The sequence below is a fragment of the Flavobacterium sp. genome (assembly GCF_044348915.1).
Lineage (GTDB): Bacteria > Bacteroidota > Bacteroidia > Flavobacteriales > Flavobacteriaceae > Flavobacterium.
In genome coordinates, this window is sequence record NZ_JBIKRX010000022.1 from 21,340 (window position 1) to 37,935 (window position 16,596).

Genomic DNA, 16,596 nt, shown 5'->3' on the forward strand with positions numbered 1-16,596 from the left:
GCTAATTTTTTTCCCTACCTTTGCAAAATGAATAAAAAACACCATTCCAACAATATACTTCTCAATTTAGGTATCGAAAACCTAAACGAAATGCAGGTTGCTGCCCAAGAAACCATTTTGAGCGACAACAATATTTTACTGCTTTCGCCAACAGGTTCCGGAAAAACATTGGCTTTCTTGTTGCCCATTTTCGAAATGTTGAAACCCGAAATTCTTTCTGTGCAATGTTTGATTCTTGTTCCATCACGTGAATTGGGACTTCAAATTGAGCAAGTATGGAAAAAAATGGGAACCGATTACAAAGTAAATGTTTGTTACGGCGGACATTCCATCGATACCGAAATCAAAAATTTAAGTAATCCACCAGCCGTTTTAATTGGAACTCCAGGGCGAATCGCCGATCATATTGATCGTGGCACTTTCCGTTTAGATAAAATAGAAACCTTGATTCTCGATGAATTTGATAAATCCTTGCAATTGGGTTTTCACGAGCAAATGTCTTTCATTATTGGAAAATTATCTAAACTGAACAAACGCGTTTTGGTTTCAGCCACTTCAGATATTGAGATTCCAAAATATACCAGAGTGGTCAATCCTACGATTTTGGATTTTATTCCAAATGAAGCAGAAGTGAGTAATCTGTCCACTAAAATAGTTGTTTCGAAAGAAAAGGACAAAATGGGTAGTTTGTTCAATCTGATTTGTTCTTTAAAATCACAATCGGCTTTAGTTTTTTGCAATCACAGAGATGCCGCTGAACGCATAAGCGATACGTTGAACGAAAAAGGAATTTACGCCACCTATTATCACGGTGGAATGGATCAGGACGAAAGAGAACGGGCTTCAATTCAGTTCAGAAACGGGAGTATGAGTTATTTAATCACTACCGATTTAGCGGCTCGTGGACTCGATATTCCCGAAATGAAACACGTTATTCATTATCATTTGCCTTTAAAAGAAGACGAATTCACGCATAGAAATGGTAGAACCGCTCGTATGTTAGCTTCCGGTACAGCTTATATTATCGCTCACGAAAGCGAAAAAAAACTGGATTATATCGATTATGGAATGGAAGTTTTGAAAGTGGAAAACAGCACCACTTTACCAAAACCACCAGAATTTCAAACCATTTATATTAGTGGTGGAAAGAAAAATAAATTGAACAAAATTGATGTCGTGGGTTTCTTTTCCCAAAAAGGAAAATTGGAAAAAGGCGATTTAGGATTAATTGAAGTGAAGGATTTTATTTCATTCGCTGCCGTAAAATTCAATAAAGTAAAAGACTTGCTCCACAACATCAAAGACGAAAAAATGAAAGGCAAAAAATTCAAAATTGAGGTTGCCAGAAAAGTGATTAAGAAAGAGGAAGAGTAGTGTTCAGTGGTCAGTTTTCTAATGGTCAGTGAGATTAGCATAAAAAAATCGTTAACCGTAATTTTTTTACAGTTGACGATTTAGAATTTACAGCCATTACTGATCACTTTTTTTTTCTGACCACTGACCACTTGAAATTATATTTTCTTCACGTATTGTGTAATAATTACAATAGTTTGACCATCAACACGACCTTCAATATATTCAGCGTTTTCGTGGTCTAGTCGGATGTTGCGAACTGCAGTTCCCTGTTTGGCGACCATACTTGATCCTTTTACTTTCAAATCTTTGATTAAAACTACTGAGTCTCCTGTTGCAAGAATTACCCCATTGCTGTCTCTGTGTACCACTTTGTTTTCATCATCTTCCCCTTCACCAGTGGCTTGAGCCCACGCTAAAGTGTCTTCATCAAGGTACATCATTTCTAATAATTCTCGGTTGCCCAAACGGCTCAACATTCGCCAAGAAACAACTTGAACGGCAGGATGTTCGCTCCACATACTATCATTTAAACATCGCCAGAGATTGATATCCATAGTTTCAGGATTCTCGATTTGATCGATTAGTGCCTTGCTTGCTAAAATACTTTCTTCAATTCCGCTTTTTCGGGTTGGAAGAATTTGATATACTTTTAAATCTTCAGCAACTCCAGAAAGTTCACATTTTCCGCCACTACGTTTGATTAATTCTCGTTCAATGCTCATTTTATGCTTTGTTATTTTTTGCGAAAGTACTGCTAATAATAGCCTTTTACAAATAGGTGTTGATAGATTCTTATTTATGACAAACCTCAAAGGTTTAAAAAACCTTCGAGGTTTGATTAGCGGATTAATAAATAAATGATGCTTCTGAATCCTATTTTTTAATTCTCACGGAATCAGGAACCAAAATTTCATATTCGCCATTGTGTCGAATTACATCTCTGACGATGCTTGAACTGATAAAAGATGTTTTAGCTGCGGTCAATAAAAATACGGTTTCAATTTTTGACAATCTTCGGTTGGTGTGTGCAATGGCTTTTTCGAACTCAAAATCGGCTGGATTTCTAAGACCACGTAGAATAAAATTGGCTTTGATTTTTTGACAAAGTTCTATTGTCAATCCTTCATAAACAATCACTTTTACTTTGGGTTGGTCTTTGAAAGTTTCTTCTACAAAACGTTGTCGCTCTTCAAGCGAAAACATATATTTTTTCTCGGCATTGACCCCAATTGCAATTACAATTTCATCAAATAGGGGGATTCCTCTTCTAATAATATCTTCGTGACCTAGAGTAATGGGGTCAAACGATCCTGGAAAAATAGCTTTTCTCATTGTTTTATTGATCTATTTATTTAATTTCTAAACAAGCTATTTCCGAATACTCGAAAGCATTTATAAAGTCATTAATGATTGAATGCTTAGAGTTTATAATATTGACAATAAAATCAGTTTTTGTATTGCCGAAACGTAACCAAATAATTTTTGGAGGAAAACCTCTGAAATTTGATAAATCATAAAAATCTCCATCAAAAGTTACAATAGTATATTCTTTTACTTTAGCAAATTTCCAAATTTCTAAATCAGAATAATTTTCAATTCCAAGTTCTCTGACTTGTTTAGCTTCAGGGAAATTTAGTTTTATTTTAGATATTATTCTAAAAGAAATATTTTGATCAAAGAGCAATTTCACGATGCGATTTGAATTTTATGTTCTCTATCTGCTGCATAGTATAGGCAAGCTTTTATTTGGTTTTCGTTAAGTTCGGGGAAATCTTCAATAATTTCATTTATGGTCATTCCATTTGCTAGCCAATTTAAAACATCAAAAACAGTAATTCTTGTTCCTATTATGGTTGGTTTGCCAAAACGTAATTCGGAATTTATTGCGATGAATTGTTTATAGTCAATCATAATGGTTTTGTTTTTACAAAGTTAATGAAATAATTAGTTATTCAGGCAACGCCAATTCTATGGCATTCGTAAACAAATCTTCCAAAGAAATTCCAGCAGCTTTGGCTTGTTGAGGAATCAAACTTTCGGTAGTAAGACCAGGAATAGTGTTCATTTCGAGCATATGAGGTTCGCCATCGACAAAGATGAATTCGCTTCTGGAAAAACCTTTCATTTTCAAAACTTCGTAGGCTCGTTTGGCAGCTTCGCTTACTTTTTGAGTCATTTCTTCGGAGATTCTAGCCGGAGTGATTTCCTGAGATTTCCCTTGGTATTTGGCTTCGTAATCGAAGAAATCATTCTCCGAAACTATTTCGGTGATGGGCAAAACGGTTACTTTTCCTTGATAATTGATTACTCCAACCGAAACTTCAGTTCCGTCAAGGAAACTTTCGATGATGATTTCATTATCTTCTTGATACGCTACCTGAATAGCAATTGGCAATTCTGCTTCGGTTTTTACTTTTGAAATTCCAAAGCTAGACCCCGATTTGTTGGGTTTTACGAAACAAGGCAAACCTACTTTTTTTACAATTTCGGCAGTGTCGATATGGTCGCCTTTGTTGATGTAATAGGAGGTTGCAGTTTTGATTCCGTAGGGTTTCAATACAGAAAGCATATCGCGTTTGTTGAACGTTAAAGCGGCTTGGTAATAATCGCAGGAAGATTGTGGCATTCCAATCAATTCGAAGTAAGCTTGCATCAATCCATCTTCGCCAGGAGTTCCGTGAATGGCATTGAAAACGCAGTCGAAAGTAATTTTAGTTCCATTGACTGTGGTTGAAAAATCGTTTTTGTCTATTGGATATTCCGCTTCATTGTCGTCGACATAAACCCATTTTTCTTTGAAAATATGGATTCGAAATCCGTTGTATTTGGTTTTGTCAAGAAATTGATACACAACGTTTCCGCTGATCAAGGATATTTTGTATTCACTTGAATATCCGCCCATTATGATGGCAATGTTTTTCATTTTTATTTGTTTATTGTATTATTTTATTATATAAAAGATAATCCACCCCGCCTTCCAGGCACCCCTCCAAAGGAGGGGAAGTTATACATATTCCCCTCCTTTGGAGGGGTACCCAACGGGCGGGGTGTTTTTTATGTGTTTTAATGCTTGAGTTTTCTTTTGAAATCGAATGCCCTAGCCCCGATAGCAGTGGAAATCCTTTCCTTTTTTTGCTGCCAAAAAAAAAGATTGCAACGAATAGCGGGACATCGCAGATTCAGCGAAGCTAAATAGCTCCTTCCTTCGACTGTGCTCAGGATGACGATAAAAAATCATTAAACAAAATTAGAATTTTTTTTCAAACGAAATAGCTTTATCTTTGTGACTTATAAAAATAAATGTATGAGCTTACGTAAATATCTTTCTAGTCGGGTGTTTTTTGCACAGCTTTTGGCTGCTCTTTTGATTCTTGCTGTTTTAACCTATTTGTTTATGCATTGGTTGACTTTTACGACCGATCACGGTCACGAAATCACGGTGCCAAACTTAGCCAAATTGACAGAGGAGCAAGTAGAAGATAAACTCGACGAATTGGATTTGGATTATGTGCTTTTGGATAGCGTGGATTACAATAGTGATTATCCAAAGTTTAGTGTTGTAGAGCAAGATCCTTTACCTGGAGCCAAAGTAAAAGAAGGCAGAAAAGTATATATTAAGATCAATGCTTCGGGATTTTCATCAGTTAAAATTCCTGATTTGATTGATAAAACCTATCGTGAAGCCGTTCCGACTTTGAAAGCTTTAGGTCTTGAAGAAGGAACGATTACTTATATTCCGAATCTTGGAAAAGATATGGTGCTCGAAATCCGTTTCAAAGGGCGAAATCTGAAAGTAGGTGACCGCGTTTTGAAAGCCTCGAAGATCGATTTGGTGCTAGGAGATGGCAAGGAGAGTTATGTAGAAGAAGTGGATAGTACTGCCATACCAACCGAAGCCATACCAGTAAATGAATAATAATAATGACACTACCGAAGATTTAGAGGACGAATTATTCGAACATTATCGATTTGATGTTCCCAAAGGGCAATTGCTCCTGAGAATAGACAAGTATTTGATGAATATGATTCCGAATGCGACTCGAAATAAAATCCAAAATGCCGCTACCGGAGGTGATATTTATGTAAATGATATTCCTGTAAAATCGAATTATAAGGTAAAACCTTTCGATGTGATTCGGATAATGTTGTCGCATCCACCTTTCGAAAACAGAGTTGATCCTGAGGATATTCCGCTTGATATCGTGTATGAAGATGATGCGCTTTTGCTTATAAACAAGCCGCCAGACTTCGTAGTTCATCCTGGTCACGGAAATTATACGGGAACTTTGGTCAATGCTTTGGCCTTTCATTTTGATAATTTGCCAATGAACAGCAGCGAGCGTCCAGGTTTGGTGCATCGAATAGACAAAGATACTTCCGGGCTTTTGGTGATTGCCAAAACCGAAGCGGCGATGACGCATCTTGCGAAACAGTTCGAAGCCAAAACTACCGAAAGAGAATACATTGCCTTAGTTTGGGGAAATGTCCTTGCCGATGAAGGAACAATCGAAGGTAACATTGCCCGTCACGTAAAAGACCGTATGCAAATGGCGGTTTTTGCTGATCCAGAAATAGGAAAACCTGCTGTGACTCATTATAAAGTGTTGGAACGTTTTGGCTATGTGACTATGGTTTCTTGCAAGTTAGAAACAGGAAGAACGCACCAAATCCGTGTACATATGAAACACATTGGACATCCGCTTTTTAACGATGCGAGATACGGTGGTGATTTGATTCTGAAGGGAACCACATTTACCAAATACAAACAATTTATAGAAAACTGTTTCAAAGCGCTACCACGTCAGGCTTTGCACGCGAAGACACTTGGTTTTATGCATCCTAATACTGGAGATTATATGCGTTTTGATACTGAATTACCGCAGGATTTTCAAGACTGTTTGGAGAAATGGAGAGGCTATTCGAAAACTCACGCGAGCGAGGACGAGTAGTTTTTGATTTTGTTAGAAATGGCACACAAATGACGCGGATTTTGTCGGATAAAAACGGAACGTGTTTTATAAGGGTATTTCTCAATTTCCTTTTTTGCAGATGCATAAATTAGAATGAATTTAAATAGTAATTTTTGAAGATTAATTCAATATTATCAGCTGCTAAAAACGTTCATTTTTTATAAAACTACCTATTTTTGTAAAGAAAATAAACTCTTATTATAATGAAAAAAATAGCTGCATCTCTTATCCTATTAGCAACACTATTTAGTTGTAAAGAAAATCTAACTGCACCAAAACAAGAAAAAATAAACTATGCTGTTTTTGGTGATTCTATTTCGGTCGACGGAGCTATTTCAGAAGCCAGAATGCTAGAAAAGTATCAATCTTTGAAAGAAGGTGATACCGTTGAAGTAGTCTTTAAATCAAAAATTGTCGATGTCTGTCAGAAAAAAGGATGTTGGATGAATTTAGCCTTGAATGAAAAAGAATCTTCGTTTGTAAAATTTAAGGATTATGCGTTTTTTGTTCCTTTGAATGCAGCTGAGAAAGAAGTGGTTGTTAAAGGGAAAGCTTTCGTCAGTATTGAATCGGTTGATGAATTGAAGCATTATGCAAAAGATGCTGGAAAGTCTCAAGCTGCAATTGATAGTATTACAAAGCCAGAAAGCACCTATGGCTTTATGGCGGATGGAGTTTTGATAAAAAAATAAGTTATGCATAGAATACTATTTCTTTTTGTAATTCTTTTATTTGTTTCTTGCCAATCCAAAGAGAATAAAGCTGCCGATAAAGAAGCTTGCCCAGCGGATTCAAAGACCAATGATGACGGTTTCAAAATGTATCAAATGTCTGAAATGGCAGTATTGATGGAGCAAATGTATGTGGATAATCAGCGTTTGAAAGACCGAATTATAAAAGGGGATACCATTGGAAAATTTCCGCAACATTTTGAAAGAATTCACCAAGCGATAATGACTGACGGCAAAGATAGAGATGCCTTTTTTGAAGACCAAGCTCAAAAATTTATCATCGCACAAGAGCAAATTTACAAAGACCCTAAAAACGCTAAAGCCCATTTCAATAAAGGAGTTGATGCTTGTATTCAATGTCATCAACAGAAATGTGGTGGTCCAATTCCTAAAATTAAAAAGCTTTATATTAAATAGGTTATCATTGTTTAAAATATACTGCGTTAAAATAAAGTCTCGCACGGGGCTTTTTTTTGTGCTTGAAAGTGTCTACTTTTTGCTTTGTACAAGAAGGTAAATTACTAGAAAAGTCAAAATTGAGTGTTTAAAATCGCAATCGTTTTCGTAAAATTATTGTTATTTTTTACCTGTTTCACTTACTTTTTTGATTCCAAATAGAGTGATAGGACATTTAATTTTACTATATTTATTGTCGTTTTAAAAAATGATAATAATATAAATAATTAGAATAGAAATACAGAATGAAAAGAGTATTAGTAGCCACTGGAGGTGGTGATTGCCCGGGATTGAATGCCGTGATTAGAGCAATCGTAAAAAGAGCCGCACAAGAAAAGGATTGGGAAGTAATAGGAAGTGTTCAATCATTTGATGGTATTCTTCGCGAACCAACCGAAATATTGGTTTTGGATGATAAAGCAGTAGCAGGAATTCATGTCGATGGAGGTACAATTATTGGAACAACCAATAAAGGAGGACCATTTGCATGGCCAGTAAAAAATCAGGATGGTTCATGGGATTATGTGGATCGCTCAGACGAGATGATTCGTAAATTGCAGTTTATGGGAGTTGACGCGGTAATAAGCATTGGAGGAGATGGTTCTCAGCGTATTTCTCAAGCACTTTATGAAAAAGGATTAAATGTTGTTGGAGTGCCGAAAACAATCGATAATGATTTATCAGCCACTGATTTTACTTTCGGTTTTCAAACTGCAGTTCACACTGCTACAGAAGCTGTCGATAAATTAGTAACAACCGCTGCCAGTCACAATCGAGTTTTGGTTCTTGAGGTTATGGGTAGAAATGCCGGTTGGATTGCTTTAAATGCTGCGATTGCTGGTGGAGCTGAAGTGTGTTTGATTCCTGAAATCCCATATGATTTAGATGCTGTTGCCAAAAAATTACAAAGTCGCTACAATAGTCGCGGAAAAGGAAACGCTATAGTTGTTATAGCCGAAGGTGCAATGCCTAAAGGTGGTACTTTGTTGTCTGAGAAAAGTGATGAAATTGGCTATGAAAACCTACGTTTGGGTGGAGTAGCTCATAAATTGGTGAATGATTTAAAATCAATTGGTTTCGAGGCGGATATGCGTGAAACTGTTTTAGGCCATTTACAAAGAGGAGGTAGCCCGATCGCTTATGATAGAATCTTAGCGACCCAATTCGGAGTTAAAGCCTTTGAAATGGTATTAGAGGGTAAGTTTGGACAAATGGCTGCTTACCGCCATCCGGATATTATCTCGGTTCCGTTCAAAGACGCTATCGATAATCCAAAATTAGTAGATCCATTGTGTGATTTAGTTAAAACAGCTAAAGGAGTTGGAATCGGTTTTGGAGATTAAGTGGTAGATATAAGGACTAATTAGTTCGATACATTAGACCGCAAATTCACAAATTATTCTTAGAGTAAGTCTAGCCTTAATTTGCGAATTTGCGGTCTCTTTTTTTTGTATAATTTGAGAACGTGGATTAATTTTCTACATAAAGCGTACCCTGAGTAATTCCTCTGCGTTCAATTTCTTTCTCCATAAGGTTTGAATTTGAGTTTTTTTCAAGCCCCAATTGGGTGCAATAAGCAAATCCCAGTCAGAAATTCCGAACAAACGTTGGATGACGATATCGGGTCGCAAGAGCGGAATCAATTCGCAAAGTAAATCGGTGTATTCTTCCAAAGTAAAGAGTTTAAAAGGTTCTCTTTTGTATTTGACGCCCATAACCGAGCCTTCGACAATATGCAAATGGTGAAATTTCACGAACTTTATTTGCGGAAATCGGTTGATTTCGTGAATGTAATTCAACATCATTTCTCGAGTTTCCCACGGAAAGCCAAAAACAGTGTGGACACACAAATCGATGGGGCTATCTTTCAATAATTCTACCGCTTGTATAAATTCGGAGTGGCTGCAACCTCGGTTGATTTGCTCCAAAGTCTCATCATAAATCGATTCCATTCCCATTTCTAAATCCACATCGAAGCGGTCGCAATAACTTTCTAAAAGCGCTATTTTTTTGGCATCGATACAATCGGGACGTGTGCCTACTGAAAATCCCACAACTTCCTCGGTGTTGACCGATAATGCCTCATCATACATTGGTTTTAAAATCGAAACAGGCGCATAAGTATTGGAATTCGGCTGAAAATAAACTATAAACTTATCGGCTTTGTAGTGGTTTTTGGCACGTTCCATTCCCTCGATTAACTGCTTTTTAATAGTTAAAGCCGTTCTAGAAATTTCGGGTGTAAACGAATCGACATTACAATAGGTGCAACCACCGTATCCTTTGTTTCCGTCACGATTGGGACAGGAAAAACCGCCGTCAACGATTACTTTATAAACCCGTTGGTTGTTGTATTTTTCGCGCAAGTGTGCGCCGTAATTGTTATATCTTTTTATTTCAGTAGTCGGTAGTTTGCTCATAGGGGCAAAATTACGAAATCAGTAGTATTATAATAAGTTGGCTTGGTTGATTATTCGGAGTTCCATCAATAAATCGGTTTGAACATCGCCACCTAATGTGAAGGTATGTTTGTCAAATTCGATAAAATCATTTTTGTTGTAAAATTCTATTGCTTTATGATTTTCTTCCCAAACGCCAAGCCAAATGGAATCGACTCCCGATTGTTGTCCAATTTTCACTGCGTGATTCAGGAATAATTGCCCTATCTTTTTTCCGTGAAATTCTTTCAAAACATAGATTCGTTGAATTTCCATCGCTTCAAGACTGTGGATTTCAGTTTGTGCCTTTCCAAAATTCAGTTTGAGGTAACCAAGAGTATTTGTTTCTAAGGTGGCCAAATAAAATATTGATTCCGGATTGTTTATTTCGGATGCTACTTGTGCTGCATTGAAATTTTCTTGAATATAATTTTCTAAATTTTCAGGAGTGTTGGCTGCAGCAAAAGTTTCGACAAAAGTTTTTGTGCTTATTTCTTGTATGATTTCAAGGTCGGCAATGCTTGCTTTTCTGATTCTAATGGTATTCATGTAATTTAACTTTAATAGAATTTCATCGTATCCAAATATACTACAAATAAATGGTATTCAGTTTTCATTTTAAGATTTTCAATTTGTACTTTTGAAAACGCATTAAACAAATATAGAAAATGAAATCGCTACTAACAAGGCGTTTGTTGCAAACAAACTATAATAACTTAAAAGGCGATACCATTTATGACCGCTAATAAATCAAAATTTACATAAATGAAAATTGTCCTATCGCCAGCTAAATCCTTAAATTTCGAAAAAACAGTACCAAGCGCCACTTTTTCGGACTCTCTTTTTCTGAAAGAAGCGCGCCAAGTACATAAAGTGTTGAAACCAAAATCTCCGGCCGCACTTTCCGATTTGATGGATATTTCAGATAAATTAGCCGAATTAAACTGGCAGCGCAATCAGGATTGGAAAACGCCTTTCACACGACAAAATTCGAGGCAGGCCGTATTTGCTTTTGATGGGGATGTGTATTCGGGCTTGGATGCCTATTCCATTCCGATAGAAAAATTGGATGTTTTGCAAGACCGTTTGCGTATTTTGTCCGGTTTGTATGGGTTGCTTAAACCATTAGATTTGATGCAAGCTTATCGGCTGGAAATGGGAACCCAATTGCCCATTGGCGAAAGCAAAAACTTATACGAATTCTGGAAGCCTATTATCACCAAAGCATTGAATAAAGAACTGAAAAAAGGGGAGTTGTTCGTTAATTTAGCGAGCCAGGAGTATTTCTCCGCTGTGGATGTCAAAGCTTTGAAAGTTCCTGTAATCACTCCTGAATTCAAGGATTACAAAGACGGTAAACTAAAAATCATCAGCTTTTTTGCCAAGAAAGCCAGAGGGTTGATGGTGCGTTATATCATTGATACCAATGCGGAAACCGTCGATGATTTGAAAGAATTTAATTATGATGGTTATTTTTTTGATGCCAATTTGTCAAAAGGAAATCAGTTGGTTTTCACAAGATAGCCTATTTTTGAGTATAAACTTATGGTACATTTGTATAAAACAATTTAAAAGCGATTAATATGAAAAGAAGTTTTATAGTGGTCTACGCATTTCTTGCGTTTTTGGGTTTTTCAAGATTGAATGCTCAAATAAAATTGGACGAAAATTTGCTTGGTGCGGCTCAAAAAGGGCTTGCAGGATTGACTTTTAGCGATGCTGATGCTCAAAAGTTGTCAAAAACCACAGTTGATAAATTAGATTCAGAGCATACGATCGCTGGACCAACGGATCCGTATACCATCCGTTTGAATAGAATTTTCGGTAAATACACCAATGGTTACGGGATGACTTTGAATTACAAGGTCTACATTCTGAAAGAAGTGAATGCTTTTGCTACTGCCGACGGCAGCGTCCGAGTGTATTCCGGTTTAATGGATGTTATGGATGACAATGAATTGCTCGTGGTAATTGGTCATGAAATAGGGCATGTAGTCAACAAAGATACCCGAGATGCTATTAAGGCTGCCTACCAAAAAGAGGCGTTGATTCAAGGTGCTGCTTCACAATCAAGAACTATTGCTTCGGTTACCGATAGTCAGTTGGGAAAATTAGGGAGCGCAATGATTGATAGTAAACACAGCAGAAAACAAGAGTCGGAAGCCGATTTATTTGCCTACGATTTTATGAAAAAAAACGGATACGATGTCAATGCCGTTGAATCAGCATTTGCTATTTTGGCAAAAATGGGAGAAGGAAAACAAGCTGATTTTTTTACTCGAATGATGAGTTCACATCCAGAACCCAAAGAAAGGTCAGAAAACGCTAAGAAGAAAGCGCAAAGCGAAGGTTTGTATAAACCCTATGTTCGTCAATTGCCAGTGGCAACTGCTGCGAAACCAACTACTAAAACAGCAACAAAAACAACGACTACAAGGACTACTACAAAAAAGTAAAATAGATTTTAGTCTTCAATAATTGAAAAGCATCCCGAAAACTGGGATGCTTTTTTTGTATTTTTAACTCGTTGGGTGTAATTAGTTTTTAATGATAATTTTTCGTCAGTTCGAGTGATTTTCGTCAGAAAATTGTATCGAGAACTAGACAAATCTCAGTAAAAACGATTCTCGATTAGCTTCGCTCATTTCGGCTAATGCCTCGGGTCATTTTTTGTTCCTCCCGACAGCTATCGGGATCTCACAAAAAACACTCTAATAGACGTTTTTAATAATTACATCTAGCCTGTTGTTTTCAATTCATTTCAACCGTAATAGGTAAATTATACGAAGTGCGTACCGGTTTTGAACCCATCATTCCCGGAGACCATTTGGTTTTCAAAGATTTCAAAACTCGAATCGCTTCTTTGCCAAGGCCAAAGCCTGGATCTCGGATGACTTTGATATCGGTCATACTGCCGTCCCTTTCGATTACAAAAGAAACATAAACACGATATGTATTGCCACCGTCGATATCTGGTTTTTCGAAATTATTACCAACATAACTGTAGAATTCATTGATTCCGCCCGGAAATTCAGGCAGTTTGTCTAAGGCAGTAGTATTGACGATTGCTTTTTCATCGACAGGAATTGATGGAGTTTCTACAGTTCCAGAAGGCAAACTGCTTGTTGCTGTCCCTGTTTCTGTCCCGCCTTCGCTGCCTGAATGGCTGTTTAAAAGTTCTTTAGTGGTGGGCACTTCAACCGTTGGGTCAGGAGTAGCCGAAACCACCAAGGGCAAATTGGCTTTCGTTTCATCAGGAGCCTTTGTTTGCGGGCTGCTAGCTGCTGTTTTGGGTTTTTCGGGCAGCACAGTATACGGGGTTACTGTGATGGGTTCATCAAAAATTGTTGGCGTGGCAACAATAATAGGTTTGTTCATCAGATTCGAAATGGTGAAAATAACTCCTAGAGCGGCAATCAATGCCATTCCAGACACAAAAGCCATTGCCAAAGTTTTGGAACTGTCGCGACGCAATTGGTAAGCACCATACTCTTTGTTTCGGTCTTCGAAAACAAGATCAATCCAGCCGGTTTCGTAAATACTTAATCTAGACATAATTTATGGTTTTAAAGGTTAAGTATTTATCGCATCATAAGCTATCTTTTAACATATAACGTAAAAGATATTCGAAATAATATATAAAATAGTGATTATTTTCAAAATATTTTCACAAATGTATTGAAGTCCTATGTTTGTTGGGTTGAGGAGAGTACGAAAGGCATGTAGAATTCAACACATCAGCCAAAAAGCCTCTAGATGAACAGCAGAATTATGCCTGTCCGTTCCGAAACTTCGAGATAATGGATGACGTGCTTGACCAGTCATGAGTGATAGCCCAAGGATTCGGTGGTGTTTGAAAGTGGTGTTTTTTTTTATTAGAATTTTAAGATATGGCTTCGCTAAATTGAGAGGCGCACTGTGTTAGTTCCAAGCGGAGCCGTCTTCTCGATTACGGGCAGTTACTGTTTTTCGAAAGTCATATATTCTCGCTCTGAATAAAAGACTTTTAAAATATTCTCTTGCTTTATTTCGTATGTGTTTTTCCAATTTTTAGTTTGTTGATTATAATTTAAGTTTAAACTTTCATAAAACAAATTACCCCATTCTGTTTCATTAACTTCACTTGTTGAAAAATCTATAAATGTTAGCAATTTTTCTCTTTCAGAGATAGAATATTTTCCGAAAAAGTTATTTCTAACCGTATTTCCAGTAAAGTCCAATTTTTGATTAAAACTTATTGTTATTTCATTAGAATTTGAAAAATCATTAGCAACTAAAATGCTGCCATTAGACTCATTGACAAAAGATATAAGTTTCCAAGTGCCTAAAATATTTGTCTCTTGATACTTTCTGTCATCCTCATTACAGCTTATAAAAGCTAGTATTAGAAATAAAAATATATTTTTCATGATTTTAAGTTTTGATTCAACAATTATATGGTGTGTTTCTTCTTCTTTTGTTCCGTAAACTTTTATAATATATCTACTCACTGTTTTCGGGGATTACCTGCAGTTTACAGTGAAAATAGAACTGAATTTATTATTTATTCAGAGAGTCTTGCTATCACAACATCCCAAGATTTATAGAAAGTTTTATTTTATGGAAGTCTTTCGGCTATCGGACTCATTACCAAATAAATTAAATGTTAAGAAATATTTGTATCCGCCTTGATTTATCATTATCCAAGATACTAATTTATTAGTTTTAGATTCAAATAATAGTGTTCCTAATGGGTTCTCCGGATCCTCTTTCTTATAGTATGCGAAAACATTAGAATCTTTTGTAAACATTTTTTCGCCAGAAATTGTTTCTTTAGCTATTTCTTCCTTAAACGGTTCATAAATTTTATGGTTTTTATAAAATCGAACTGGTTTAGCGTCTAAACTTTTTATTCCTAAGCTATCCAAATTTTTTCTAAAAGGATAGAAGATAGTATCGAATGTGACCAGTCTTTTTTCTTTCCTTGCAGAAACTGTGTCACTGAGGACATAGTCGAAATAGATATATTTTTTAAATAGACTATCTTTTGAAATTTCTATTTTTTCTTTTTTGTAAACGTAATTTGCCAATTCAATAAGTTTTGAATATTGATTTTTTTCGTTTTCTGTCCAAATTTCGGTACTTATTTTTTGTCCGAAGCTAAAGCTAGAGGTAACAAAAAGGATTGCAATTACAATTTTATGGATTTTTGTTTTCATATTGTGCAACTTGTTAATAATAACCCAAGCAGCAAATTTGCACCCAAAACAGGCAGATTGTCGCTATTAAACAACACATTGTTACACAAATATAAAAATAATAATTGTATTACAAATCATCAAAAAGACTTATTATTTATCGAATACTTTTGGTACTGATGTAGGCGAAAAGTAAGAGCCTAGTTGAGGTCATTTTAATCTCTCAAACTACCTCTTATCCTGAATAATTTCGGCCAATAATTTCTTAGCGCGAAGCAGTTTTATTTTCACATTGCTTAGGGGTTCGTCAATTTTGCTGGCAATTTCCTGATAGCTCATTTCCTGAAAATAGCGCAGTTGTATGACTTCCTGATAATGGGGTTTGAGCTCTTTGATAAACTGCAATAATTGCGACAGATTTTGTTCGGTAATCAGTTCATCCTCAGCCGACGGAGTAGTGTCGGCAATATTGTACGCTTGCTGGTTTTCATCGTCTGTAATTTCAATGAAAAGACCCGATTTTTTTTTGCGTAATAAGTCGATATGAACGTTTTTGGCAATAGCAATTAGCCAAGTATTAAACTGAAATTCAGGATTGTAACTCGATATTTTATCGAAAGCTTTCGAAAAGGTTTCTATAGTAATATCCTCGGCATTGGTTTCGTTTTCGGTGCGTTTGAGCATGAAACCGTATACTTCATTCCAATAAAAATCCAATAGAAAAGTAAAGGCTACTTGGTCTCCTTTTTTTGCTTTTTCTATCTGTTTATTTATTTCCAATGGACTGGTTTTGAAAAAATATTGCTGATGAATATATTTAATTGTGTGAAGATAAGAACTATTTCGATAATGGGAAACCAATACATCACATCTTTTTCTTTTAATTTTCCGGCTGCGAAGCCAAGAACAATCCAAGTGCATAAATAACGAAAGCCTATTAAACTCAAAACGATAATCCATTGAAACTGAAAAGCAAGTAAAACGGTTGCTAAAGTGATAAATAGCAATTGAGTTATATAAAACAGGGCCAATTGAACTTTGTCGAAAGTTTTATAATGTTGCGCTGTTGATACGTGTCGGCGTTTTTGCGTAAACCAAGCTTTGAAAGTGGTTTTTGGCTCCGAATAAGTGAAGCTTTCCGACGAAAAACAAATGGTCGTATTTTTTTTGGTCGCCACCTGATTGATGAATAAATCATCGTCGCCTGATCGAATTTGAATGTGACTGATAAAGCCATTTACATTGAAAAATTCCTCTTTTTTATACGCCAAATTGCGACCGATTCCCATATAAGGCTGGCCGATTTTCGCCCAAGAAAAATACTGAATTGCGGTAAGCATAGTTTCGAAGCGGATGATTTTATTTAGGAAAGAATTGGCAACTTTTTCGTAGGCTCCATAACCCAAAACAATGGTTTTTTGCATGGTAAATTGGGAACTCATGCTCGTAATCCAATCTTTCGACGATG

The 16,596-nt window shown here is 36.3% G+C and carries 20 protein-coding genes; 8 read left to right on the top strand and 12 right to left on the bottom strand.

Going from position 1 to position 16,596, the window contains the following annotated elements:
• Nucleotides 1–27: 27 nt before the first annotated feature.
• Nucleotides 28–1,374, top strand: a complete 1,347-nt coding sequence (locus ACIQ1E_RS05985; RefSeq protein ID WP_396169609.1) for a DEAD/DEAH box helicase — start codon at nt 28–30, stop codon at nt 1,372–1,374.
• Between the two features lie 137 nt (nt 1,375–1,511).
• Here the strand turns inward: ACIQ1E_RS05985 and ACIQ1E_RS05990 are convergent, their stop codons facing one another.
• From ACIQ1E_RS05990 to ACIQ1E_RS06010, 5 genes are all read right to left on the bottom strand, one after another.
• Nucleotides 1,512–2,078, bottom strand: coding sequence for a PhnA domain-containing protein (locus ACIQ1E_RS05990; RefSeq protein WP_396169610.1), 567 nt, complete (start codon nt 2,076–2,078; stop codon nt 1,512–1,514).
• 151 nt (nt 2,079–2,229) lie between these two features.
• Nucleotides 2,230–2,688: a pantetheine-phosphate adenylyltransferase gene (coaD, locus tag ACIQ1E_RS05995; protein WP_396169612.1), complete on the bottom strand. Its 459-nt coding sequence runs from the start codon at nt 2,686–2,688 to the stop codon at nt 2,230–2,232.
• A gap of 16 nt (nt 2,689–2,704) precedes the next feature.
• Nucleotides 2,705–3,046 carry a DUF5615 family PIN-like protein gene (locus ACIQ1E_RS06000; RefSeq protein ID WP_396169614.1) on the bottom strand — a complete coding sequence of 114 codons (342 nt, stop codon included), beginning with the start codon at nt 3,044–3,046 and terminating at the stop codon, nt 2,705–2,707.
• Entirely contained in the window at nt 3,043–3,267 is a 225-nt protein-coding gene (locus ACIQ1E_RS06005; RefSeq protein ID WP_396169616.1) for a DUF433 domain-containing protein, read from the bottom strand. Before ACIQ1E_RS06005 ends, ACIQ1E_RS06000 begins: the two co-directional genes overlap by 4 nt.
• Before the next feature lie 37 nt (nt 3,268–3,304).
• Complete coding sequence (locus ACIQ1E_RS06010; RefSeq protein ID WP_396169618.1) at nt 3,305–4,279, bottom strand: D-alanine--D-alanine ligase; 975 nt, start codon at nt 4,277–4,279, stop codon at nt 3,305–3,307.
• 381 nt (nt 4,280–4,660) lie between these two features.
• Between ACIQ1E_RS06010 and ACIQ1E_RS06015 the strand changes: the two genes are divergently transcribed.
• From ACIQ1E_RS06015 to ACIQ1E_RS06035, 5 genes are all read left to right on the top strand, one after another.
• Entirely contained in the window at nt 4,661–5,272 is a 612-nt protein-coding gene (locus tag ACIQ1E_RS06015; protein WP_396169620.1) for a PASTA domain-containing protein, read from the top strand.
• Entirely contained in the window at nt 5,265–6,305 is a 1,041-nt protein-coding gene (locus ACIQ1E_RS06020; protein WP_396169622.1) for an RluA family pseudouridine synthase, read from the top strand. The genes ACIQ1E_RS06015 and ACIQ1E_RS06020 overlap by 8 nt, the downstream gene beginning before the upstream one ends.
• Nucleotides 6,306–6,529: 224 nt before the next feature.
• Nucleotides 6,530–7,018, top strand: a complete 489-nt coding sequence (locus ACIQ1E_RS06025) for a DUF4920 domain-containing protein (protein ID WP_396169624.1) — start codon at nt 6,530–6,532, stop codon at nt 7,016–7,018.
• A 3-nt stretch (nt 7,019–7,021) separates the two neighbouring features.
• Entirely contained in the window at nt 7,022–7,474 is a 453-nt protein-coding gene (locus tag ACIQ1E_RS06030) for a hypothetical protein (RefSeq protein ID WP_396169626.1), read from the top strand.
• A gap of 284 nt (nt 7,475–7,758) precedes the next feature.
• A complete protein-coding gene (locus ACIQ1E_RS06035; protein WP_396169627.1) occupies nt 7,759–8,856 on the top strand; it encodes a 6-phosphofructokinase in 1,098 nt (365 codons plus the stop codon).
• Between the two features lie 135 nt (nt 8,857–8,991).
• On the opposite strand, the gene ACIQ1E_RS06040 is transcribed toward ACIQ1E_RS06035, so the two are convergent.
• Nucleotides 8,992–9,933: a TIGR01212 family radical SAM protein gene (locus ACIQ1E_RS06040; RefSeq protein ID WP_396169628.1), complete on the bottom strand. Its 942-nt coding sequence runs from the start codon at nt 9,931–9,933 to the stop codon at nt 8,992–8,994.
• A gap of 27 nt (nt 9,934–9,960) precedes the next feature.
• Nucleotides 9,961–10,500, bottom strand: a complete 540-nt coding sequence (locus ACIQ1E_RS06045; protein ID WP_396169630.1) for a GNAT family N-acetyltransferase — start codon at nt 10,498–10,500, stop codon at nt 9,961–9,963.
• A 216-nt stretch (nt 10,501–10,716) separates the two neighbouring features.
• On the opposite strand from ACIQ1E_RS06045, the gene yaaA reads away from it, so the two are divergent.
• Together yaaA and ACIQ1E_RS06055 are read left to right on the top strand one after the other, a co-directional pair.
• Complete coding sequence (gene yaaA, locus ACIQ1E_RS06050; RefSeq protein ID WP_396169632.1) at nt 10,717–11,475, top strand: peroxide stress protein YaaA; 759 nt, start codon at nt 10,717–10,719, stop codon at nt 11,473–11,475.
• A gap of 59 nt (nt 11,476–11,534) precedes the next feature.
• A complete protein-coding gene (locus ACIQ1E_RS06055) occupies nt 11,535–12,407 on the top strand; it encodes a M48 family metalloprotease (RefSeq protein WP_396169634.1) in 873 nt (290 codons plus the stop codon).
• A gap of 295 nt (nt 12,408–12,702) precedes the next feature.
• Here the strand turns inward: ACIQ1E_RS06055 and ACIQ1E_RS06060 are convergent, their stop codons facing one another.
• The 5 genes from ACIQ1E_RS06060 to ACIQ1E_RS06080 all read right to left on the bottom strand — a co-directional run.
• On the bottom strand, nt 12,703–13,506 hold the full coding sequence (locus ACIQ1E_RS06060) for an energy transducer TonB (protein WP_396169636.1): 804 nt from the start codon (nt 13,504–13,506) through the stop codon (nt 12,703–12,705).
• A gap of 404 nt (nt 13,507–13,910) precedes the next feature.
• Nucleotides 13,911–14,441 carry a hypothetical protein gene (locus ACIQ1E_RS06065; RefSeq protein ID WP_396169638.1) on the bottom strand — a complete coding sequence of 177 codons (531 nt, stop codon included), beginning with the start codon at nt 14,439–14,441 and terminating at the stop codon, nt 13,911–13,913.
• A gap of 102 nt (nt 14,442–14,543) precedes the next feature.
• Entirely contained in the window at nt 14,544–15,149 is a 606-nt protein-coding gene (locus ACIQ1E_RS06070; RefSeq protein WP_396169640.1) for a hypothetical protein, read from the bottom strand.
• 207 nt (nt 15,150–15,356) lie between these two features.
• Nucleotides 15,357–15,908 (bottom strand): RNA polymerase sigma factor, encoded by a 552-nt coding sequence (locus tag ACIQ1E_RS06075; protein ID WP_396169642.1) that lies wholly within the window; start codon nt 15,906–15,908, stop codon nt 15,357–15,359.
• Nucleotides 15,899–16,596 (bottom strand): glycosyltransferase (locus ACIQ1E_RS06080; RefSeq protein WP_396169644.1); only part of this gene is annotated, 698 nt, incomplete at its 5' end. The genes ACIQ1E_RS06075 and ACIQ1E_RS06080, both read right to left, overlap by 10 nt.